Here is a 23494-nt window from a genome sequence, read left to right as displayed (position 1 = left end):
CATCGGGCATAAGCCGAACCTTATGCCCGAGAGTGTTCGGGATCGCTGCACCACGGCTCATGAATACACTTCCCTCCTGAGCAAGACCACCAAGTATTACCACGACCAGTCAGCAATTTTTAGGTCCTGCTCGCCCGACCTGATCCGGATTTGCGTTTTGGCCGGAGCTACCCGCAGCGGAATGGTACTTGACCTAGTCGGCGGAGCCGAAACCACGAAGGCGTTCGCCATTCAAGTGGGTCGCAAGCCGATCCTCTGCGAATTCAATTCAGAATACGTGCCTATGGCTGAGCGCCGGATCGCAGCGGTCTGGCTCGACGGCGCAGCGTAGATGGACGTATCTCACGACTTCCAAGAAATGATGAATTAAGAAGACGCGCCGCGAGCAATACTATCCCACGGCGCAGGTGAGCAAAGATAAACAATGGTTGTTATGCTGAAAAAATGTCAATCACTTCGGCGATAGTATCTTTTGTCACTGCGAGAGAGCCAGGTTGAAATCCTTTCTGAGTGCAGTCGAACCTGTATCCAATCAGCTTAATATTTGCAATTTCCTCAATCAAGATCGTTAGATCCTGCTCAAGTAGTTGAAGGGCGTCACCACTACGCACAGCTTGCCTGACTGATGTTCCAGTGATATCAGGAACGATGCGCACATGATTTTTTTTGCCGTTAACAATTAAGTCGAATGCATGGTATATCCCGAAGTAGCGCTCCTCCGGGCCAGGTAAAACGAGATTGACTTTTAGATCTTTATATAGGCCTTCTGCACCTGTCGGAGTAGCGTGAACTTGGAAGCCATTTGCTTCTAAGTAGCCACGGAAATTGCTAGTCACTTCTTCATTGATTTTTTTTCGGAAACCATCATGCAGCAACCCCAGCTTTTTCGCCGCCGCATCCACCTGTTCCCTTACCTCTGCCATTTTTTTTTGCTTGCTGTAACGACATGCTCGTTTTCTCCGTGATGAACGCACGCCAATCATGATGGCCTTCTGATTCTGCACCACTCCGTCTCATCAATCTACCCCGCCACCCGGACATGCCCCGGCAAGAACATGCCCATGTCCGCAGAATACAGACAGGCCGAACCGCTGCGCATTGAGCGGTCGACCGTCACGAAGCTGTTCATCATTGGCGCAGAGGCTAGATCCGATGATGATGTTCTGTCGGAGTCCTGGCACCAAGCGGAACGGTAATCTTACAAATTCCGGTAATTCCCTATTGAGGCAAAGAGGTCGGCCAATAAGTAGCAAGAAGCTGAAAGGTAATGGTCAGGGCGGAGGCATACGCCGCCCGTGCGTTCCACTTGGCAGTGACGTGCAGATAACGAGCTAAGGCAATCGATCTCACGCGTGCCGAAACGACCCAGAACATCGCAGAAGCAACACCGCTTACCAATCCAAGTGCCAACCATATGTCTTTCATCTGCTTCTCCTCCTAAGCGACCGGTGATCCTACTTGAGAAAACTTATGATTACAGCGATTGATTTGTCCCCGGTCTCGGCGGATGGTCTTCAGGTGCCAGAGATGCGGGAGTGATCGTATGGAGCTATCGGCCACTGATCGGCCGCCGTTTAATGGCACAGCGCCAACTACCCTGAACCGCAGCATGTCTGCCAGAACCTACATCAGGCTGATTAGTTGAACTGTTCCAGCGCACAGCATTTTGCTTGCTTCGCCCGGCTGCCGAGGCGACTCTAAAGCACGAGAGAAGAAGAAGGCTAGCAACGCCAAGCACGACGCCTCGTGCTCTACAACTGGGCAGTTGCGTCCGCCCCTGAGTACCATCGACCAGAGGTCGCGCTGGTCGAGAATAATGTCAAAGAACTTACGAACTGGACTTTATATCCCGCCTGAGCCGCAGGGATGGTGGCGCTCGGCTACATGCCCGCTCCCGACGTCGTTGATTGCGCTGACATCAGGGCGCTCCAACATCTGGTTTGCACTCGCAGCAACGCGCCACTAAACCTGCAACTCCATCAGCATGCGCCCACCTTGTCGTTCATTTGACTTCGATACTGGAAAGTGGAGCAAGATTGATGAACCCGGTCGCGTCGAGTCACACTGATGCGCGTGAATGGGCGATAGCATTTCGGAGAGCGCTTTATCATGCGCTACGGATCGGGCTCAGGCCTGACGCCGCCGGCATCGAATCAGCCAGTCGATGGTTCGGAAGATCAGTTCGATAACGGTGGCCACGTTGCGCAGGAGATTCGATTTAGCCAGGGAAGCGGCCGGGGGCGCGAAATCTGATGAGGGATCTGGGGGGAAACGCCGGCACCGACAAGGCCGAATCCACCGGTGATATTCTTCAGGCGAGAGATCAACTTGGGCATACGACGGTCGTGATGACCGAACAGTACATTCGCAACCGGATAGGCAAAGGTATCGCCCACCAAGTAATTGCGGACCATCGTCAAAAATTGCGGACCATAAACGCACAAGGGTTTGCATCAGCTTTCGCTCGCAAACCCTTGATCTTGGATGGTGCCCGAAGCCGGAATCGAACCGGCACGCCCTTACGAGCGGGGGATTTTAAGTCCCATGCGTCTACCAGTTTCGCCATTCGGGCGGTAGCGCGGTCAAGCCGTGTGAAACTGGCAAATGTGTATCTGACAGGATCTAGGCTGGTGCAACAGAGCGTGGAATATATACATCCGTCCCCAGCGAAGCAAGGTTGCATTCGTCCTTTTCGAGACAAAATCTTCCTCGTACCGTAAATAAAAAAGCTCTGTAGATCATTGACCTACACAGCGTACCGCCGCCGCGGTAGGCATATCCATCACATGCCACACCGCCCCTGGCTTTAACGAAGCTCCCGAAAGCAGCGTGGGTAGCCATGCTCAACAGAAACAAGCAGCCATCTAGGATGATGGTGAGATGATCCCTGTCGAACTCAACAGCCCTCTATGGGAACCGCTGGGCCACATCGAATGGGCCACCGACGATCTGGAGCCGTTGATGATGTCTGGAATACGGTAATGAAGAGGCTGACCAAGGGTACGAAGACGCTATGAACTAGCCTACTCAGGGGCCAACGCCCCGGCCAAATATTGAAAGCCTCGAATATAGACATCAGTAACAGCTTTTTATGAGAGAGCAGGAAAAGCCAGGAAACCGCTGCGTATCCGGCTGCATGACCTACGGCTCACGTCCTTCTCGATGAACTACTCAACCGCATAGCGGCGGCTATCACGACCTCGAAGAAGGTAGCACATACAACCTCTGCACAAACTGAACCACAGCTTCGCGAGCAGGCTCGCTCCCACATTGGATTTGTGGTGTTGCCGGGTACTGTGACCGCCGCCGATCCCTGTGGGAGCGAGCCTGCTCGCGAAGGCGGCCGCATCCTGATGACGAATAGGAAAGGGCAGCGTATGAGCCACGCCGACTTGGCGAAACAGTAAAACTAAAAAATAATAGCTCCGTGTTCGTCGCGCATAACGCTCAGCAGTCGCGTTAAGCAGGTATGCTGGCGCTCTTTGCCCACTCAATAAATGGATAATTTATGACTCATTCGGACGTTACTACGGTGGACTTGGATATTGATGCACTTTCTCGATCCGACATTTTAATCGCCGCTGCGGAAACTGACGATGAAATCGGCTGCGTATTGCGTATTCACTTAATGGTCGAACAGTTCCTGACGGTTTATGTTAGAGAGAAGCGACAACCAGAACTCAAGGCATTCGTAAGTAGCCCCCGAGAGTTTGGGCAGAAGCTTGCCTATTCGACCGCTTTTGGGTTGCCACTTCCTATTGCGGCGGTCGCTCATCAGATCAACAACATCCGAAACAAAATGGCTCATAACATGGACCAAAGCTTCAATGACGGAGACATTCAACAGCTAGCAAGGCTCGTCAATCAAATGTCAGATGTTGATTTATCGTTCACCCCCGTCGAGAAAAGGACTATTTCGTTATCACTCAAGCGCCCAGGCGAGACGCTGACCTACACAACCGAAGGCAACAGAATCAAATTTCTAATATCGAGCCTCAGCTTTTGGGGGACAGCACTTAGATGGCTCATAGAGGACGCGGCTCGAACCAAGATTGCCCTGGGCCTGGCAAAAACCAAATAAAATCTGGTGAGCTGGGGAATCCCGGCGCGGTTTGCATCTGAACAATGAATTGCGGAACGATTCCAAAAACTTGCGGAACACATCCCCTAGAAACAAGCACAAAAAAACCCCGTAACTCATTGAGCTACGGGGTTTTGGATAGTGGAGGCCGAAGTCGGAATCGAACCGGCGTAGGTGGATTTGCAATCCACTGCATAACCATTTTGCTATTCGGCCTCAAGACGCCTGATGCACTACAACCACATCAACCGCATACAAACTGTATCGGAGCCCAGCTCGCTTACAGCGCGCTATCTCCTTGAAAACATTGAAGTTTTTTTACACTCCGATGCATTCGATGGGCGCAATTATGTACTCATTTGCCCAGGCTGACAACCCCTTGATTTCAAAAAAAATTTACCTGACGGCCAGGCCAGAGCGGCTTTCCACGGGGTAGCGCAACGAGCCGGAATCCTTCTCCTCCTGCTCATCGGGAAACCATCGACTTAAACGGAACAACCTCCTTCACCCTCGGTTCATTCGTTATGTCGTCCTTGAATCAGTAAAGGAGAACCATCATGACTGAACGCCCACAACTGGTGGCGAGCCGGGCTCCGGTGCCCACGCCTTCGCATCCCAATCTCGGCAAGCCGGAGCGCCTGATGTCGCTGGCGGCCGGTTCATTGTTGATCGCCAACGGCCTGCGCCAAGGCGGCCTCAAGGGCTGGCCGCAGGTATTGCTTGGCGCGTGTGCTGCCTGGCGTGCCTATTCCGGCACGTGCCGGGTCAAGCGGGCGCTGACTCATAGTCCGTTCGAGCAAACCTTCGAACAGGATCGTGACTGGGGCGGAAGCAAGGTGATTTCCCGCAGCATCACGGTCGGCAAGCCCAGGGAGGAAGTGTTCGCGTTCTGTCGCGACCCGGCCAATCTGGGTGCGCTGATGCCCTGGATCGACGCCATCGAGCAGACCGGCGAACGCACTTATCGCTGGGTCGCCCATGGCCCGATGGACAAGACGTTGCACTGCGACCTCGAACAGTGCGAGCCCAAGGAAGACCGCAAGCTGCACTGGATCGCCGGGCCGGACACACGATTCAAGCACGATATCCAGATGCATTTCAGCGATGCTCCGGGGGGGCGCGGTACGCAGATCAAAGTCATTGTCGCTTGCCAGACGCCGCTCGGCGCGGCTGGCTACGCGCTGGCGGCGGCGATTTCCCGGTTCTCGGACAAAGCCTTGTTGAATGTGCTGCGCAGCATCAAGCAGCAGCTTGAAACTGGAGAAGTCAGCACGAACAGGATGCGCCCGGAACAGACGCAGGATTTCCTCTTCGTGCACCCCGCCACACACGCGACTCAGGCACCCGCCAATGACTCATCCACTGCAAAATCCGAACTCAATGGAGGAACCGTCTGATGCGCGCATTGACTTGGCAAGGCCCCAACAAGCTTCAGGTCGAGACGGTCGACGACCCCTCCATCCTCAACCCGCGTGACGCCATCGTGCGGGTGATCCTGTCGTCGGTGTGCGGCTCGGATCTGCACCTGCTGGGCGGTTACGTGCCGACCATGCAGGCCGGTGACATCATTGGTCACGAGTTCATGGGCGAGGTGGTGGAGACCGGCTCGGCCGTCACGCAATTCAAAAAGGGCGACCGGGTTGTCACGGTGTCGATTGTCGGCTGTGGAGAATGCGAGCACTGCCAGCGCTCGGACTTTTCCTGCTGTGACAACTCCAATCCGAACCCCACGGCGACAGACATTGCCTACGGCCAACCGGCGTGCGGCATCATCGGCTACAGCCATGCCTTCGGCGGTTATGCCGGCAGTCATGCGACCTATATCCGCGTGCCCTACGCCGACGTCAATCTGTTCAGCATTCCCGAAGGCGTCAGCGATGAGCAGGCAGTGTTTGTCTCCGACGCAGTGCCTACCGGCTATTTCGCCGCCGACAACGCCGACATTCAGCGCGGCGATACGGTAGCGGTCTGGGGCTGCGGCGGGGTCGGTCTGATGGCAATCACCAGCGCCTACCTGCTGGGCGCCGAACGGGTGATCGCCATCGACCGCTTTGCCGATCGCTTGCGCCTGGCCGAGGAAAAAGCCGGGGCCATCACCCTCAACTACGAGACCACCGATGTGCATGCCGCCTTGCTGGAGCTGACCGGCGGCCGTGGTCCGGATCGCTGCATCGATTGCGTCGGCATGGAGGCCCACGGCACCGAAGTCGATTATTTCTACGACAAGACCAAGCAGATGCTGCGCCTGCACACCGAGCGCGGAACCGTGCTGCGCCAGTCGATCCGCGCCTGTCGCAAAGGCGGGACGGTGTCGGTGGTCGGGGTCTATGGCGGCTTGCTGGACAAATTCCCGATGGGCGCGATCGTCAACAAATTCCTGACCCTGCGTTCCGGCCAGCAACCGGGGCAGCGCTACGTGAAGCGCTTGTTCGAACACATCCAGAACGGTGAGCTCGACCCCTCCTACCTGCTGACCCATCCCATGGGGCTTGAGCAGTCGGTGGAAGGCTATGCGATGTTCAAGGAAAAACGCCAGGATTGTATACGGGCGGTATTTCGGCCGGAGTGAAGCTCCTCGTGGCGAGGGAGCTTGCTCCCGCTCGGCTGCGCAGCAGTCGTAGACCGGCGGGCGCGGTTTGCCTGATGCACCGTGTCGGGCAATCTGGGGCCGCTGCGCAGCCCAGCGGGAGCAAGCTCCCTCGCCACGAAAGCGGATGCGCAGCCGCGCGATTTCCTCACGGAGCATTTTCCCCTTGCCCCGATCGACGCACTGGTGGATAAGACACAGCTTTGTCGCCCTGCGAATGTGTCCATGCCCCGTATAGGTCTCCCCCAGGCTTCCAGTGTGCGCCTGCTCGTCTTCCTGCTGTTCTCCATCCAGCTGGTTTCCATGGGCGCGATGGAAATGAGCGGGCCGTTCTGGCCTGTGCATTTGCGCCAACTGACCAGCAACGACGCGCTGTTCAGCTTTGCCAGCACGGCGGTGTACGTCGGCCCGATGCTGGGCATCATTCTGACCAGTGCCTTCTGGGGCCGGATCGGTGATCGTCACGGTCACAAGCTGATGATGATCCGTGCGCTGGCGGGGCTCTCCTTGACCCAGCTCGGGCTGGCATTGAGCAGCGATATCTGGGTAATCCTGCTCCTGCGTTTCCTGCAAGGCGCCTTTGCCGGTTATATCGCGCCGGCCCAGGCCTATGGGGTGAGCATCGAGGCACCGTCGCGGCGGGCCAGGCTGTTTGCGATCCTGCAGATTTCCACCAACGTCGGTTCGTTGCTCGGGGCGGTGGTCGGCGGGCTGATTCTCGATCATGCGACGTTTTTCTGGATCAACATTGTCGCCTCGGGCCTCTGCGCCGTATGTACCGTCGTCGCGGCGCTGGCGTTGCCCAACGTGGCGCCAGTAAAAAAAGCACCGCTGGCAGGCAAGCCTCCCCTGGCGCCCAGGCTGTTGAACCCGGCTATCAGCTGGCTGCTGGGCATCATGGGCCTCCTGCTGCTGGCGCGAATGCTGCCACAGACTTCGTTTTCCTTGTACGTGGGGGCGACCTTCGAGGTCAGCAATGCCATGGTCGGGCTTTGCTACGGCTTGCTAGCCCTGGGCTTCATTCTTTGTGCGACGTCCTGGTCGCGCTACTTCGAACGGCGCAACCCGGCGCAAACGCTGCAGGCCATGGCGAGCATCGTCATCGGCCTGGTCATCGTCACCGCCGTGGCCGGCCTGACGCGCCAGCCGGTCGTCTTCGCCCTCGCCTATTTCATCTGGGGCCTGCTGCTGGGCGCAACCACGCCAGTGCTGACGGCGCTTATCTCCAGAAGCGTCGACAACAGTCGCCAAGGCCAGGTGCTGGGGTTGGCCCAGGGCGTTTCACAGACGGCATCGATCATTGGCATCTCCCTTGGCGCATTGCTCAGCCAGGTGTATGGCCTGGAGCACATTTTCCTTTATGTCTGCCTCGCCTACGCAATCGCACTGGTGCCCTTGATGCTACTGCGCCACAAACCACTCGGAATCGCCGACAGGGCTGGCGAATAGCGACACAAACCGAAAATGCCCGTCTATCAACCTTGCGCGGCACTGAGCGCCTCCACTACTATTGGGAATAATTCTCACTATCAAAAAAATACAACAGCCATGAGCGATCCAGGGTCAGCAGTCAACGATTGTCACCTGCGCACCGTCGCAGACCTCTACAGCGGACACCATGGCTGGTTGTACGCCAGGCTTTATCGAAAACTGGGCAATGCGCTGGACGCCGCCGACCTGGCCCATGACACGTTCATTCGCATCCTCGCCTCGAAGGTGGCGGTGATCGAGGAACCGCGTGCGTACCTGAGCTGCGTCGCCGGGGGCATCCTGGTCAACTGGTTCCAGCGCAAGGCACTCGAACACGCCTACCTCCAGGCACTGGCGACATTGCCCGAGCCCGAGGCGCCATCGCCCGAACGACGCTTGCTGGTGCTCGAGACACTGCATGAAATCGACGCCATGCTCGACACCCTGCCGTCCCTGGTAAAGCGTGCGTTCCTGCTGTCGCAGATCAATGGCCTGAAATATGACGACATCGCCACGCAACTCGGCGTTTCGCTGATCACCGTCAAGCGCTACATGAAACAGGCTTTCCTGCACTGCCTGATGCTGGTGGACTGAATGCCTGCCCATGACCGCCACGCCCTCGACCCGGCCATTCTCAACGAAGCCGCCGATTGGCTGATGCGCCTAAGCGAAGGCAGCGTCAACGACGCCGAACGCCTGGAGTGGGAACGCTGGCGTACCAGCAGCCCGGCCCACCGCCAGGCCTGGGCGCGGGCCGAACTGCTGCTGAGCAAGCTGCAAGGCTTGCCGCCCGCGCTGGCGATGCCGGCGCTGGACCGCCCGAGCAATCCGGCGCGCCGTGCCGCCATGGGCAAGCTGGCCGCTCTGCTCGCCCTGGCGCCATTGGCCTGGGGCAGCTGGAAGCTCAACGACTGGCAACAGTGGACCGCCGATTACCGCGCTCCGGTGGGCGAGCGGCGCGACCTGACCCTGACCGACGGCAGCCGCCTGACGTTGAACACCGACACCGCAATCGATGTGTTTTTCGACGAACATCAGCGCCTGCTGCTGTTGCGCCGAGGCGAAATACTGGTCCAGACCGCAGCGGACCCAGCAGCGCTCGCCCGGCCGTTCCGGGTGCAGACCGACGAAGGCCGGATGCAGGCGCTCGGGACGCGCTTCAGCGTTCGCGAAGACACCGGCCATACTCGCCTCGTCGTGCTGGAAGGCGCGGTGCGCATCGAGGTCAAGGGCATCGGCGAGCAAGTGGTCGGGGCTGGCCAGAGCAGCGGTTTTACTGCCCGGGGCATCGACGCCCTGAAACCTGTCGACAAGTCGGTGCTGGCCTGGACCCAGGGCATGCTGATGGCGGACAACATGCGCCTGGCGGATTTCGTCAACGAACTGAGCCGTTATCGCAACGGCGTCCTGCGTTGCGACCCGGCGATCGCCAACCTACGGATATCCGGCGCCTTTCCCCTGAACGACAGCCGGCAGACCCTGACCATGCTCGCCCGAACCTACCCCATCCGCGTCACATCCCGCCTGGGCGATTACTGGGTCATGCTGGCGCCGGCTTGAGCCCTGAAAAAATAATCGGGCGGGGCTGATACTTTTTTCAATCCTGGCTGGCTTAGAGAGCAAACCCTCTGCATAGGATCACCCCGCCATGCCCGTTGCCCGCCCCCTGCGTTCGGATCGCACGCTGAATCTGGCGATTCGCAGTGCCATGCTCAGCGTTGCACTTTCCACCTTGAGCCCGTGCACTTGGGCGGCACCGGGCGCGCCGCTGGACAACGTTGCCAGCCAGTCCTACAACATCCAGCCAGGTCCTTTGGGTGCCACGTTGTCGGCGTTCGCCGTGCAGGCCGGCATCGCATTATCGTTTGAACCCTCCCTGACCCAAGGCTTGAACAGCCCGGGCCTTTCAGGCCAGTTCACCGCGCGTGAAGCGTTTACCCGATTGCTGGCCGGCAGCGGCCTGGAACTGGTCGCCCGCGACGATGGCAGCTACACCTTGGAAAAATCCGCCGGCGACGGGGGGCTGGCCCTGGCGCCAACCACCATCAATGCCGCCGAGGTGCGCCCCGGGGATTTGCCGGCGGCCTACAGCGGTGGCCAGGTGGCCCGTGGCGGCCGGGTTGGCCTGCTGGGTAACAAGGACCTGATGGACACGCCATTCAGCGTCAGCAACTACACCTCGACCCTGATGAAAGACCAACAGGCCGTAACCGCCGCCGACGTGCTGGAGCGCGACTCCTCGGTGCGCTCCACCGGCCAGACCGGCGGCATCGTCGATTCGTTCTTCATTCGCGGTTTCCCGGTGGGCGAAGGCAACCTGGGTGAGCTGGCGTTCGACGGCGTGTACGGCGTGGCGCCGAACTACCGGGTGTTCACTGAATACGCCGAGCGCATCGAGGTCATCAAGGGCCCGGCTGCGCTGCTGTACGGCATGTCGCCCAACAGCGGCGTCGGTGGCGTGATCAACATCGTGCCCAAGCGCTCGCTGGACCAGGACCTGACTCGCGTTACCGCCAGCTACGCCATGGACACCCAGGCAGGCGGGCATGTCGACATCAGCCGCCGCTTCGGCGAGGAACGCCGCTTCGGTGTGCGCATCAACGGCAGCCTGCAGGGTGGCGACACCGCGATCGACAAGCAGTCCCGGGATGTCGGCATCGGTGCGATCTCCCTGGATTACCAGGGCGACCGGTTCAGGACCAGCCTGGACCTGATCAGCCAGGAAGAACAGTGGGACGCACCCTCCCGGCCGTTTGCCATCGCCAGCGGTGTCGAGGTGCCTTCGGCGGCCAACGGGCGCAGCAACGTGACCCAGGAATGGGGCTGGTCCGAAACCCGCGACAAGTCGGCGCTGCTCAGTGGCGAATATGACCTGAGCGACAACCTGACGGTATTCGGCCACGCCGGGGGCGGCAAGTCCGATGTGGCACGACTGTCGGACCAGACCCCGACGATCCTCAACAGCGCCGGCGACACCCGCTCGATACCGGGCTACTACAAGTTCGAGGTGGAGCGTTACACCGTCGATGCCGGTGCCCGTGCCCGCTTCGAAACCGGTCCGGTCAGCCACAGCGCCACCTTGCAGGCCAGCCGCTATCGCGATGAATTGCGCCGAGGAATCAATTCCGGCGCCCCGGTCTTTTCGAATATCTATCACCCGGTGGCGCGCGACAAACCGTCCATCGCATCGCCCGATGTGGCGAAGGTCTCCGATACCGAACTGTCCGGCGTGGCCCTGGCCGATACTCTGTCGATCCTCGATGAACGGGTCCAGGTAACGCTTGGCCTGCGCAAGCAGAGCATTGAATCAAACAACTACAACACCCTCGGGAATGTCACCAGCGCCTATGACGAAAGCGAAACCACGCCTTTGTTCGGCGCGGTGGTCAAGCCCTGGGAACATGTGTCGTTCTACTACAACTACATCGAAGGCCTGAGCAAGGGCGACACCGCGCCGGCCACTGCGAGCAACTCGGGCGAAATCTTCAAGCCCTACATCTCTCGCCAGCAGGAGGTCGGGGTCAAGGTCGACTACGGCACGTTCACCTCGACCCTGGCGCTGTTCCAGATCAAGAAGCCCGCCGGCGAATTGACCAACGGCACGGCCGGTGGCGTGTATTCGGTCCAGGGCGAGCAGCGCAACCGCGGCATCGAACTGAACATGTTCGGCGAATTGCGCGAGGGCACGCGCCTGCTCGGTGGTGTCACCTTGCTCGACGGCGAACTCACCAAAAGCGGGACCGCCGCCAATCGCGGCAACAAACCGGTGGGCGTGCCCGAAGTGCAGGCCAACCTCTGGGCCGAATGGGACACCCCCTGGGTCCAGGGCCTGACGTTGACCAGTGGAGCGATCTACACCGGCAGCCAATACGTCAACCAGGCCAATACCCAAGAGCTCGATCCGTGGACACGCTTTGATGCCGGCGCCCGCTACAGCACGGTGCTCGATGGCCGGCCGACCACGTTGCGCGCCACGGTGCAGAACGTGTTCGACCGCGAATACTGGTCCGGCGTGGCCTCCTACGGCGCGTTCTCCCAAGGCGCGCCACGCACCCTGTTGCTTTCAGCGACGGTCGACTTCTGATTGCGCCTCGCCCCGACAGCGCGTGCACCGCTGGCGGGGCGATCCCTGACAAGGTTCCAACCATGCAGATTCCACCTCTGACGCGCTCATCGCTCACCGCCTGGCTGCTGGGTGCTGCCACCCTGTTGCTGAGCGGCCTTTGCTTTTCAGGCACATCACCTGTCACCACGACCACCGTCACCGACTTGCTCGGCCGCCAGGTCCAGGTGCGCATTCCGGTGCAACGGGTGATCCTCGGCGAAGGTCGCCAGTTGTACCTCGTCGCGGCACTCGACACCGACAACCCGATCCGCCGCATCGTCGGTTGGCGCAAGGACCTGATCCAGTCCGACCCGGACACCTACGGCGCCTACCTGCGGCGGTATCCGGCAATTGCCCGGATTCCGACCTTCGGCGGTTTCGAAGACGGCACCTTCGACATCGAGCAAGCGATCAGCCAGCAACCGGACGTGATCGTCCTCAACATCGAGGCCCAGCACGCCACCGAAGACGCGCGCTACATCGAGAAACTCGATGCGCTGGGCATTCCGGTGGTCTACGTCGACTTTCGCAACAACCCGATGCAGAACACCGAACCGACCATGCGCCTGTTTGGCCAGCTGTTCGGCGAAGAGGCACGCGCCGAGGCGTTCATCGCCTTTCGCAACCAGCAGATCCGTCGCGTCACCGATGTGATCCAGGCCCGCCAGCCGCCCCGCCCGAAAGTGTTCATCGAACGCATCGGTGGCTACACCGACGATTGCTGCCTGAGTTTCGGCAACGAAAATTTCGGCCGTTTCGTCGAGCTGGCCGGGGGCCGCAACATTGCCAGCGCAATCATTCCCAACACCTTTGGCCAGTTGAACGCGGAACAGGTGATCGTCGCCAACCCGGAACAGGTGGTGGTCACCAGCGCCAACTGGGAGGCCTTTGCGCCGGGTGGGCACTGGGTCGGTGTCGGGCCCGGTGCCGATCTGGCCGAGGCGCGGCGCAAATTGCAGTGGTACACCGCCCGCCCGGCCTATGCCGGAATCAAGGCTCAGCAAACCCAGGGCTTTCATGCTATCTGGCATCAGTTCTACAACAGCCCCTACCAGTTCATCGCCATCCAGCAACTGGCCAAGTGGTTCCATCCGGAGCTGTTCACCGACCTGGACCCCGACGCGACGTTTCGCGAGTTCCACCAGCGCTTCTTGCCCGTGCCCTATGAGCCAGGCTATTTCGTCAGCCTCAAGCCCGCGCAGGCCCAACCATGAATGGCCGTATCGAGGGGATCGCCCTGGGCACGATTTACCGCGAGCAGGTCTGGCGCAAACGCTTGATCCTGATCGGCCTGGCCCTGTTGCTGTTGTTCAGCGTGCTGCTCGACCTGGCCCTCGGCCCGGCCAGCTACAGCCTGGATGAAGTGCTGGGCGCGCTGTTCTCTCCGGATGCCGCGGCGCCGCAAGTGCGGGTGGTGATGTGGGATATCCGCCTACCGGTGGCGCTGATGGCCGTGGCCGTGGGCGCCGCGTTGTCCCTGGCCGGCGCGCAGATGCAGACCATCCTCAACAACCCGCTGGCGAGCCCATTCACCTTGGGCATCTCGGCGGCAGCCAGTTTCGGCGCGGCCCTGGGCTTGGCATTCGGCGTGGCCCTGGTGCCGGTGATCGCCCAATACATGGTGCCGCTCAATGCCTTTGTCATGGCGATGCTCTCGGCGCTGCTGATCCATGTCCTGAGCCTGCGCCGGGGCATGACCAGCGAAACCATCGTGCTGCTCGGTATCGCCCTGGTCTTCACCTTCAATGCACTGTTGGCGCTGGTGCAGTTCTTCGCCACCGAGCAGGCCGTGGCCGCCGTGGTGTTCTGGACGATGGGCAGCCTGACCAAGGCCACCTGGCCGAAACTCGGCGTGATCTGCCTGGTGATCCTGGTCACCTTGCCGATTTTTGCCCGCCGCGCCTGGGCCATGACCGCCCTGCGCCTGGGGGATGAAAAAGCCGCGAGTTTCGGCATCAACGTGCGCAAGTTGCGCTTGCAGACGCTGGTCATGGTCAGCCTGCTGGCCGCGTTTCCAGTGGCATTTGTCGGCACCATCGGCTTCATCGGCCTGGTGGGGCCGCACATCGCCAGGATGCTGATCGGCGAGGACCAGCGTTTCTTCCTGCCGGCCTCACTGCTGACCGGCGCGCTGATCCTGTCGGCCAGTTCGGTGGTGAGCAAGACCCTGATACCCGGGGCGATCTTCCCGATCGGCGTGGTCACGTCGCTGATCGGCGTGCCGTTCTTCATTTCTCTCATTCTGGGCGGCAGGAAACAGTCATGGTGACGATCGAGCTGCAAGGTGTCGGCGCTCGTTATGGTCGTCGGTCGATACTGGACGGGATCACTACGCCGGTGCTCACGGGTGGCGAGGTGGTGGCGGTGGTGGGGCCCAACGCGGCCGGAAAATCGACCCTGTTCAAACGCATCGCCGGCCTCATCGACGGCCCCGGCCATGTTCGCCTGGAAGGCTCGCGCAGGGGCCAGCAGGGCATTTGCTACATGCCGCAGAACCTCAACGCCAACGCCCGGCTGACGGTCTACGAATCGGTGCTGCTCGCGCGCAAACAGCAGGCGCCCGGCTGGACAGTGCAAGCTGATGAGCTGGAAATGGTGGACCGCATCCTCGCGTCCCTGGGCATCAGTGATTTGTCGTTTCGCAACCTCGGTGAACTGAGCGGTGGGCAACAGCAACTGGTGTCCATCGCCCAGACGCTGGTGCGCGAGCCCGAAGTCCTGTTGATGGACGAACCCACCAGCGCCCTGGACATGCACCGCCAGGTCCAGGTACTGAGCTTCATGCGCGCCCTCGCCCGCCAACATTCGATCATCGTGTTCATTGCCATTCACGACCTGAACCAGGCGTTGCGCTTTGCCGACCAGGTGCTGGTCATCGCCGAGGGCACCCTGCAAGGCTGCGGTCGAAGTGAAGAAGTGATCACCGAGCAGATGCTGCGCAACGTGTACCGGGTCCAGGCCCGGATCGAACGCTGTTCAAGGGATGAGCGGCACATCATCGTGGACGACGTGGTTTGAGTGGGTAGCGTGGCGAGGGAGCTTGCTCCCGCTCGGCTGCGCAGCAGTCGTAGACCGGCGGGCGCGGTTTGCCTGATATGCCGTGTGCGGCAATCTGGGGCCGCTGCGCAGCCCAGCGGGAGCAAGCTCCCTCGCCACGAGAGCGGGTGTGCACCCGTGTATCTTCGCAGCTTGCGCCACCGCTGCTTTCTGCAGGATCAAATTCGCTACAGTCGATCCACGCTGGCAAATACAACGCATCACCGTGGCGAGGGAGCTTGCTCCCGCTCGGCTGCGCAGCAGTCGTAGACCGGCGGGCGCGGTTTGCCTGATATGCCGTGTGCGGCAATTGGGGCCGCTGCGCAGCCCAGCGGGAGCAAGCTCCCTCGCCACGAGAGCGGGTGTGCACCGTGTATCTTCGCAGCTTGCGCCGCCGCTGTTTTCTGCGGGGTAAAATTCGCCAGAGTCGATCCACGCTGGCAAATACAACCCATCACCGTGGCGAGGGAGCTTGCTCCCGCTCGGCTGCGCAGCAGTCGTAGACCGGCGGGCGCGGTTTGCCTGATATGCCGTGTGCGGCAATTGGGGCCGCTGCGCAGCCCAGCGGGAGCAAGCTCCCTCGCCACGAGAGCGGGTGTGCACCCGTGTATCTTCGCAGCTTGCGCCGCCGCTGCTTTCTGCAGGATCAAATTCGCTACAGTCGATCCACGCTGGCAAATACAACGCATCACCGTGGCGAGGGAGCTTGCTCCCGCTCGGCTGCGCAGCAGTCGTAGACCGGCGGGTCCGGTTTGCCTGATATGCCGTGTGCGGCAATTGGGGCCGCTGCGCAGCCCAGCGGGAGCAAGCTCCCTCGCCACGATTTGAGGCAGTCGCGGCCCGGCGTTGTTATGGGTAACATAGCGGCCTTTCCCGCAGTCTTTCTGCGCCCTGCCGAATAAGCCCCATTCCATGCCTTTTGAACTCAGCGTCGACCTTTCTACCCTCGCTATCCTTGCCGTCGTCGCGTTCATCGCCGGCTTCATCGACGCCATTGCCGGCGGTGGCGGGCTGCTGACCACGCCAGCCCTGCTCACCGCCGGCCTGCCACCGCACCTGGTGCTGGGCACCAACAAGCTCAGCTCGACCTTCGGCTCAGCCACGGCCAGTTTCACCTTTTACAAGCGCAAGCTGTTTCACCCACGGCAATGGACCCACGCCCTCGTCGGCACGCTGGTCGGTGCCTTGGTCGGCGCCGTCGTTGCTCATTACCTGCCCGCCGAGTGGCTGAACAAGATGCTGCCGGTGATCGTCTTTGCCTGTGGCCTGTACCTGTTGTTCGGCGGCACGCCCAAGGCGCCGCTGGACAGCAATGCGCCGATCAAGAAGACGTGGCAGTCATCCCAGGGTTTCACCTTGGGTTTCTACGACGGCGTGGCCGGCCCGGGCACCGGTGCGTTCTGGACCGTCAGCAGCCTGCTGCTCTACCCCATCGACCTGGTCAAGGCCAGCGGCGTGGCCCGCAGCATGAACTTCGTCAGCAACATCGCGGCGCTGTCGGTGTTCATCTTTTCGGGCCAGGTGGATTGGATCATCGGCCTGAGCATGGGCCTGTCGGTGATGGTCGGCGCGTTCTTCGGCGCGCGCACCGCCATCAGCGGCGGCGCGAAGTTCATCCGCCCGGTGTTCATCACCGTGGTGCTGGGCCTGACCGTGCGCCTAGCCTGGCAGCACTGGTTCAGCGTGGCCTAGACGGCGGGCGACATACAGGTCGATCAGGTAGCGGGCGATGGAGCGCGAGGCCGGCAACGGCGGCAGGTCATGGACGCTGAACCATTGGGCGTCCTCGATCTCGTCTTCCTGGGGCACGATCTCACCGCCGGCATACTCGGCATGAAAACCCAGCATCATCGAATGGGGAAACGGCCAGCACTGGCTGCCCACGTACTGGATGTTCTTCACTTCGATGCTGACCTCCTCGCGCACCTCCCGGATCAGGCAATCCTCGGCCGACTCGCCCGGCTCGGCAAACCCGGCCAGGGTGCTGTAGACACCGGTGACAAAGCGCGGCGAACGCGCCAGCAAGACCTCATCGCCACGGGTAATCAGCACGATCATGCTCGGCGAGATTCGCGGGTAATGCCGCAGATCGCATGCCTCACAGTACATCGCCCGCTCTCGCGGCACCTGGATCATGCGCTGGCCGCAACTGCCACAAAAGCGATGTTCGCGAGCCCAGGTGCCGATCTGCGCCGCATAACCCAGCACCTTGAACAGCGTGTGGTCGTCCTCGAGCATGAAGGCCCGCAGGCCTTTCCAGTTGCAGCCGGGAATCTCCAGCGAGCTATGCAGTTCCAGCAGGTAGACCGGCTCGCCGTCGAGATGGCCAATGCCGTGCTCGGCGAGAATCGACACATCCTGGCGCTTGAGCCACTCGCGGGGAAACAGTGCGCCGTTGTCGTCGTAGAGAAAGCCCTCCGGGCTGCGGGCCACGGCCCAGCCGCCCGCGAGGTCGGTGTCGAGTACTGCGGTGGTCCAGCGTGAAATCATGATCGATCAATCCAGAAATTCGGGTTTCTGTTTGCTCATATGGGCGGCCATGGCCACGCGCAGGTCATTCGATTGCAGCATGGCGGCATTCCACGTGGCGACGTATTCCAGCCCGTCGTCGATGCCGTGATCACGCATGTAGCCAATCATTTCCTTGGTGCCGGCTATGGCGATCGGCGACTTGGCGGCGATTTCCCGGGCGATGCCCATCACTCCGTCAAGCAGGCTGGCGGTATCGCTGTAGACACGATTGACCAGACCAATGCTGCGCGCTTCGTCGGCACCAAAGGTGCGCCCCGTATAAGCGAGTTCACGCAGCATGCCGTCCCCGATGATCCGGGGCAAGCGTTGCAATGTGCCAACATCGGCCGCCATGCCGATGTCGATTTCCTTGATGGAGAACTGCGCATCCTCGGCCGCGTAGCGCATGTCGCAGGCAGAAATCAGGTCGATGGCACCGCCCAGGCAATACCCCTGGATCGCCGCGAGAACCGGCTTGCGGCAATTGTCCACGGCGTTGAACGAGGCTTGCAGTTCGAGGATCTTGCGCCGCAGCACACGGGCATTGCGGCCGACGTCCTTGCCCAGTTCGTTCGCCACGCCGGCCAGCATCATCAGGTCGATGCCGGACGAAAAATGCTTGCCGGCACCGCTCAGGACCACCACCCGCACTTCGTCGGTATCGTCGATCCACTGGAAGATCTCGATGATCTCGCTCCAGAACGCGGCGTTCATGGCATTGATCTTGTCGGGGCGATTGATCTGCACATGGGCGATTTTGTCTGCAAGTTCGACGTGGAACGCTTGGTATTGCGACATAGCAGTGATCCTTTACCGGTTGAAAAGAGGCCTGAACTATACCAAGCCATCGTCAAGGGACGTAGGCAGCGCATCGGCCAAAAGCGGGACTGATGGCCTGCGAATCCCCGTGGCGAGGGAGCTTGCTCCCGCTGGGCTGCGCAGCGGCCCCAAAAAGCTGAACGCTAGCTGACTGACACACCGAGGTGGCAGATCCAGTGGCCGCTGCGCAGCCCAGCGGGAGCAAGCTCCCTCGCCACAAAAGTCTGGCGCGATTATGGTTTGTCGCTCGCCTGCAACTGCCCATCCCACCCGCCGCCCAGCGCCGCGATCAGTTGCACGCTGGCGATCAACCGGCTCTGTTGCAGGCTCAGCATGCTGCGTTCGTTGCTCAGGGCGGTGGCCTGGACGGTCACCACGTCGAGGTAGCCGATCAAGCCGGCCCGGTACTGGTTCTGGGTCAGGCGCAGGGACTCGCGGGCGGCGTCGAGGGCTTCCTGGCGCACGCGGGCTTCGTCTTCGAGCACCTTGAGCTGGATCATGTAGTTCTCGACTTCGCGAAAACCGTCGAGCACGGTCTGCCGATAGGTCGCCACGGTCTGGTCGTACGCCGCGACGCTGCGGTCGACTTCCGCCGAGCGCTGGCCGCCGTCGAACAGCGTCATCGCCAGCTGTGGCCCGACCGACCAGAAGCGGTTCGGCACGCTTATCCAGTTATCGTAGGTACTGCTGCTGTAGCCGCCACTCAGGCTCAGGGTCAGGTCCGGATAATAGGCCGCCTTCGCCACGCCGATGTTGGCGTTGGCGGCCATCACCGAGCGTTCCGCTGAAGCGATGTCCGGACGCCGCTCAAGCAACTGCGAGGGTACCGCCACCGGGACCTGCGGCAGCGCCGGGACGTCCTCGGTTTCGGCCAGGCTGAATTCAGCGGGAGGCAGGCCGATCAGCACGGCGATGGCATTTTCGAACTGCGCCCGCTGCCAGATCAGGTCGATCAGGTCGCCCTGGGTGGTCTTGAGCTGGTTCTGCGCCTGGGCCACCGCGTCCTTGCCCGACACCCCGGCGCGGTACTGGTTTTCGGTCATTTTTAATGAGCGCTGATAGTTATCGACCGTGGTCTGCAACAAGCGCTTCTGTTGGTCGATGACCCGTAACTGCAAGTAGTTCTGCACCAGCTCCGACTGCTGGCTCAGGCGCATCGCCGCCAGGTCGGCAAAGCTGGCTTGCGCGCTGGCTTCATCGGCTTCCAGGGTGCGGCGCAACTTGCCCCAGACATCCGCTTCCCAACTCACCCCGGCCTGGGCGCTGTAGGTGTCGCGAATGCCGCTGGAAGAACTGCTCAGGCTCGAACTGCTGCTGCCGGTGCCTTGGCTGGAGCGGTTCTTGCCAACGGTCAGGTCGACCGTTGGGAAAAAAGCTCCCCGCGCACTGCGCGCCAACGCCTGGGCCTGACGATACTGGGCTTCGGCCTGGGCCACGGTCTGGTTGGATGCGTTGAGCTTTGCCACCAGCTCATTCAGCCGGGCGTCGCTGTACAGCTCCCACCAGGCGCCCCGGGCCAAGGCGTCGCTGGGGTTGGCCTGGCGCCACCCTTGGGCTTCCTTGTACTGCACCGGCGCAGCGGCCTCCGGGCGCTGGTAATCCGGGCCGATCGCGCAAGCACTGAGCAGCGCCACGCACAGCGCCAGGCTCAATACCCGCGAGCCACGGGCGGCTGCCAGCGGTGCGGCAAGGTTGAAAAGCGAACGGTCGGTCATAGCGGAGTTTCCAGGGCAGCATCGGTGCGCACCCCACGCCAGCGGTTGAAGCGGTGGCGCAGGTTATCGAGATAAAGGTAAACCACCGGCGTGGTGTAGAGCGTCAGGACCTGGCTGAACACCAGGCCGCCGATGATGGTCAGGCCCAGCGGCTGGCGCATCTCCGAACCTTCGGCACCGCCGAGCAACAGCGGCAAGGCACCGAGGATCGCCGCCACCGTCGTCATCAGGATCGGCCGCAAGCGCAACAGGCAAGCACTGCGGATCGACTCCAACGGCGTCTGGCCGGCGCGCTCCAGTTGCAGCGCGAGGTCGATCATCAGGATCGCGTTTTTCTTCACCACGCCAATCAGCAGGAATAGCCCCAGCAGCGAGATCAGGCTGAACTCGCTGCCCAACACGTAGATCGACAGCAACGCGCCAACGCCGGCCGAAGGCAACGTGGACAGGATGGTCAACGGGTGGATGTAGCTTTCATACAGCACGCCCAGCACCAGATACACCGCCAGCAGCGCCCCGAGCACCATGAACGGCTGGCTTTTCTGAGTGGCGGCGAAAGCGTCGGCGGTCCCGGCCATTTTCGCGATGACGTCTTCGGGCATCCCCAGCTTGGCGATCGCCCGTTCAATGGCGGCCGTGCCCTGCTCCACGGTTACGCCTTCGGCCATGTCGAAGGAGATGCCCTCGGAAGCGAACTGGCCTTCATGGCTGACCCGGTCGTCTTCCAGGCTGTTCTCGTAATGGGCAATCGCGGACAGCGGGACCCGTGCGCCATCGGCGGTAATCACCTGGACCTGTTCGAGGGTATTGGGGTCCTGGGCGTATTTGGGATTGACCTCCATGACTACCTGATACTGGTTGAGGCTGTCGTAGATGGTTGATATCTGCCGCTGGCTGTAGGCGTTGTTCAATACCGATGTGACCATGTCCATGTCGATGCCCAGGCGCTTGGCCTGGTCGCGGTCCACAATCAGGGTTACCTGCTGTGCCCCGCCACCGTCACGGGCATCGATGGCGGTTAGCTCCGGCAAGGCGCGGAACGCAGCGACGACCTTGGGGTACCACTCGCGCAGCGACGCCAGGTCGGCGCTCTGCAGGATGTAGGAATATTGCGAGGTGGTCTGCTCGCGGCCGCCACCAAATTGCAGGTCCTGGTCGGCCATCAGCATCAACTGGCCGCCGGGCACCTTGGGCATTTCCTTGCGCAGGCGCTCGATGACTTTCTGCGCGGAAATCCCGCGCTCGTTGATCGGCTTGAGGCGCACCAGCATGAAGGCATTGTTGGTGCCGTTGTTGCCGCCGATAAAACCGGCCACGCTCTGTACGGCCTCGTCCTTGAGCACCGCGCGACGGAAGATCTCCATCTTCGGTTGCATCACGTTGAACGACAGCCCGTCGTCACCGCGCACGAAGCCGATCAACTGGCCGGTGTCCTGCTGGGGCATGAAGGTTTTCGGCACCACCACATACAACGCGATGTTCACGCCGATGGTCACCAGCAGACTGAGCAAGGTCAGGCGCCGATGGCGCAGTACCCAGTCCAGCGTGCGCGCATAGCCACGGACCATTCTTTCGTTGGCGCGCTGGCTCCAACGCTGCAAGCGGTTCTCCTGCCCTGGCACGTGAGGCTTGAGCCAGCGCGCACAGAGCATCGGCGTAAGCGTCAGGGACACGATAAGCGAGACGACGATGGCCGCCGCCAGGGTGATGGAAAACTCACGGAACAGGCTCTCGACGATCCCGCCCATGAACAGGATCGACAGGAACACCGCCACCAGCGAGGCGTTCATCGACAGCAGCGTGAAGCCCACCTCCTCCGCTCCCAGGTACGCGGCCTTTAGCGGCGGCACGCCCTCATCGATGTGCCGGGAGATGTTTTCCAGCACCACGATGGCGTCGTCCACCACCAGCCCGGTGGCGAGGATCAACGCCATCAGCGACAGATTGTTGAGCGAGAAACCGTACAGATACATCACCGCGAACGTGCCCACCAGCGACACCGGCACCGCCAGGGTCGGGATCAGCGAGGCGCGGAAATTGCCGAGAAACAGGAACACCACCAGTACCACGAGGGCGACGGCGATCAGCAAGGTCATTTCCGCTTCGTGCAGGGTCGCCTTGATCACCGGCGAGCGATCCATCGCCAGGTTCAGCTTGACGCTGGCGGGCAACACGGCCTGCAAGGCCGGCAACTGGGCCTTGATCTCGTTGACGGTCTCGATGATGTTGGCGCCGGCCTGGCGATTGATCACCAGCAACACGGCGGCATCGTCGTTGAAGAAACCGCTGTTGTAGCGATCCTCGACGCCGTCGCTGACCTTGGCCACGTCCTTGAGCCGCAATACCGAGCCATCCTGGTAGCGGATGATCAGTGTTTCGTAATCCTTGGCCTTTTCCAGCTGGTCGTTGGCCTGGACTTGCCACATCCGCTGGTCGTCCTCGACCGAGCCCTTGGGCCGGCGCACGTTGCTGTTGGCAATCGCCGTTCGCACGTCGTCCAGCGCCACGCCGTACTGATTGAGCAATTGCGGCTCCAGTTCGATGCGCACCGCCGGCAGCGAACTGCCGCCGATCTGTACCTCGCCCACGCCCGACACCTGGGACAGGCTCTGGGACAGGATGGTCGAGGCCAGGTCGTAGAGCTGGCCTTTCTCCAGCACATCCGAGGTCAGCGACAGCACCATGATCGGCGCCTGGGACGGGTTGACCTTCTTGTAGGTCGGCATGCTGCGCATCCCGCTGGGCAGCAGGTTGCGTGAGGCATTGATAGCCGCCTGCACCTCCCGGGCCGCACCGTTGATGTCGCGGTCCAGGTCGAATTGCAGGATCACCCGGGTCGAACCCTGGCTGGACCGACTGCTCATGGTGTTGACCCCGGCGATCGCGCCGAAGGAACGCTCCAGCGGCGTCGCCACGGTAGAAGCCATCACCTCGGGACTCGCCCCCGGCAGGTTGGCCTGGACCACGATCACCGGGAAATCCATCTGCGGCAGCGGCGACACCGGCAGCAAGCCAAAGCACACACCGCCGAGCAGCATGATGGCGAAGCTCAGCAGCATGGTCGCTACCGGGCGGCGGATGAAGGGGCCGGAGAGGTTCACTGGTCGCCGCTCCAGCTTTCAACGAACAGGCTTTTGTGGCGAGGGAGCTTGCTCCCGCTGGGTCGCGCA

17 protein-coding genes and 2 tRNA genes are annotated in these 23494 nt (G+C 61.3%); 11 read left to right on the top strand and 8 right to left on the bottom strand.

From position 1 onward, the window contains the following. Nucleotides 1-431: 431 nt before the first annotated feature. From J3P96_RS11970 to J3P96_RS11960, 3 genes are all read right to left on the bottom strand, one after another. A complete protein-coding gene (locus J3P96_RS11970; RefSeq protein ID WP_434657334.1) occupies nt 432-983 on the bottom strand; it encodes a hypothetical protein in 552 nt (183 codons plus the stop codon). A gap of 235 nt (nt 984-1218) precedes the next feature. Then, nucleotides 1219-1425 (bottom strand): hypothetical protein, encoded by a 207-nt coding sequence (locus J3P96_RS11965; RefSeq protein WP_434657331.1) that lies wholly within the window; start codon nt 1423-1425, stop codon nt 1219-1221. A 1060-nt stretch (nt 1426-2485) separates the two neighbouring features. Continuing rightward, a tRNA-Leu gene (locus tag J3P96_RS11960) sits at nt 2486-2572 on the bottom strand. A gap of 936 nt (nt 2573-3508) precedes the next feature. Between J3P96_RS11960 and J3P96_RS11955 the strand changes: the two genes are divergently transcribed. Beyond that, a complete protein-coding gene (locus J3P96_RS11955; RefSeq protein WP_434657328.1) occupies nt 3509-4081 on the top strand; it encodes a hypothetical protein in 573 nt (190 codons plus the stop codon). A gap of 142 nt (nt 4082-4223) precedes the next feature. On the opposite strand, the gene J3P96_RS11950 is transcribed toward J3P96_RS11955, so the two are convergent. Then, a tRNA-Cys gene (locus tag J3P96_RS11950) sits at nt 4224-4297 on the bottom strand. A 341-nt stretch (nt 4298-4638) separates the two neighbouring features. Between J3P96_RS11950 and J3P96_RS11945 the strand changes: the two genes are divergently transcribed. The 10 genes from J3P96_RS11945 to J3P96_RS11900 all read left to right on the top strand — a co-directional run bounded on the left by J3P96_RS11945 (nt 4639) and on the right by J3P96_RS11900 (nt 16971). Further along, nucleotides 4639-5478: an SRPBCC family protein gene (locus J3P96_RS11945; RefSeq protein ID WP_434657326.1), complete on the top strand. Its 840-nt coding sequence runs from the start codon at nt 4639-4641 to the stop codon at nt 5476-5478. Beyond that, nucleotides 5478-6650: a zinc-dependent alcohol dehydrogenase gene (locus J3P96_RS11940; RefSeq protein ID WP_434657323.1), complete on the top strand. Its 1173-nt coding sequence runs from the start codon at nt 5478-5480 to the stop codon at nt 6648-6650. Before J3P96_RS11945 ends, J3P96_RS11940 begins: the two co-directional genes overlap by 1 nt. Nucleotides 6651-6893: 243 nt before the next feature. Next, nucleotides 6894-8117 carry an MFS transporter gene (locus J3P96_RS11935; protein WP_434657320.1) on the top strand — a complete coding sequence of 408 codons (1224 nt, stop codon included), beginning with the start codon at nt 6894-6896 and terminating at the stop codon, nt 8115-8117. A gap of 99 nt (nt 8118-8216) precedes the next feature. After that, nucleotides 8217-8732, top strand: a complete 516-nt coding sequence (locus J3P96_RS11930) for a sigma-70 family RNA polymerase sigma factor (protein ID WP_434657317.1) — start codon at nt 8217-8219, stop codon at nt 8730-8732. Beyond that, nucleotides 8733-9698 carry a FecR domain-containing protein gene (locus J3P96_RS11925; RefSeq protein ID WP_434657315.1) on the top strand — a complete coding sequence of 322 codons (966 nt, stop codon included), beginning with the start codon at nt 8733-8735 and terminating at the stop codon, nt 9696-9698. It abuts the gene before it with no gap. Nucleotides 9699-9786: 88 nt separating this feature from the next. Next, nucleotides 9787-12222: a TonB-dependent siderophore receptor gene (locus tag J3P96_RS11920; protein ID WP_434657312.1), complete on the top strand. Its 2436-nt coding sequence runs from the start codon at nt 9787-9789 to the stop codon at nt 12220-12222. 62 nt (nt 12223-12284) lie between these two features. After that, a complete protein-coding gene (locus J3P96_RS11915; RefSeq protein ID WP_434657309.1) occupies nt 12285-13457 on the top strand; it encodes an ABC transporter substrate-binding protein in 1173 nt (390 codons plus the stop codon). Beyond that, entirely contained in the window at nt 13454-14512 is a 1059-nt protein-coding gene (locus J3P96_RS11910; RefSeq protein ID WP_434657306.1) for a FecCD family ABC transporter permease, read from the top strand. Before J3P96_RS11915 ends, J3P96_RS11910 begins: the two co-directional genes overlap by 4 nt. Then, the gene (locus J3P96_RS11905; RefSeq protein ID WP_434657303.1) at nt 14506-15261 is read left to right on the top strand and encodes an ABC transporter ATP-binding protein; all 756 of its coding nucleotides are present in this window, start codon (nt 14506-14508) and stop codon (nt 15259-15261) included. Before J3P96_RS11910 ends, J3P96_RS11905 begins: the two co-directional genes overlap by 7 nt. Nucleotides 15262-16191: 930 nt before the next feature. After that, a complete protein-coding gene (locus J3P96_RS11900) occupies nt 16192-16971 on the top strand; it encodes a TSUP family transporter (protein ID WP_305500574.1) in 780 nt (259 codons plus the stop codon). Here J3P96_RS11900 and nudC read toward each other — a convergent pair. The 4 genes from nudC to J3P96_RS11880 form a co-directional block, all read right to left on the bottom strand. Continuing rightward, nucleotides 16939-17769 (bottom strand): NAD(+) diphosphatase, encoded by an 831-nt coding sequence (gene nudC, locus J3P96_RS11895; protein WP_434657300.1) that lies wholly within the window; start codon nt 17767-17769, stop codon nt 16939-16941. The two genes, J3P96_RS11900 and nudC, sit on opposite strands and share 33 nt — an antisense overlap. A 6-nt stretch (nt 17770-17775) precedes the next feature. Further along, entirely contained in the window at nt 17776-18588 is an 813-nt protein-coding gene (locus J3P96_RS11890; protein WP_434601012.1) for a crotonase/enoyl-CoA hydratase family protein, read from the bottom strand. Between the two features lie 254 nt (nt 18589-18842). After that, entirely contained in the window at nt 18843-20324 is a 1482-nt protein-coding gene (locus J3P96_RS11885; RefSeq protein WP_434657297.1) for an efflux transporter outer membrane subunit, read from the bottom strand. Next, nucleotides 20321-23425, bottom strand: a complete 3105-nt coding sequence (locus J3P96_RS11880; protein WP_434657294.1) for an efflux RND transporter permease subunit — start codon at nt 23423-23425, stop codon at nt 20321-20323. Before J3P96_RS11880 ends, J3P96_RS11885 begins: the two co-directional genes overlap by 4 nt. Between the last annotated feature and the right edge of the window lie 69 nt (nt 23426-23494).

It is taken from the genome of Pseudomonas sp. R3-56 (genome assembly GCF_051132075.1).
Classification (GTDB): domain Bacteria; phylum Pseudomonadota; class Gammaproteobacteria; order Pseudomonadales; family Pseudomonadaceae; genus Aquipseudomonas.
Note: the sequence above shows the minus strand (reverse complement) of the source record. Positions and strands in the feature narration are given on the sequence as shown.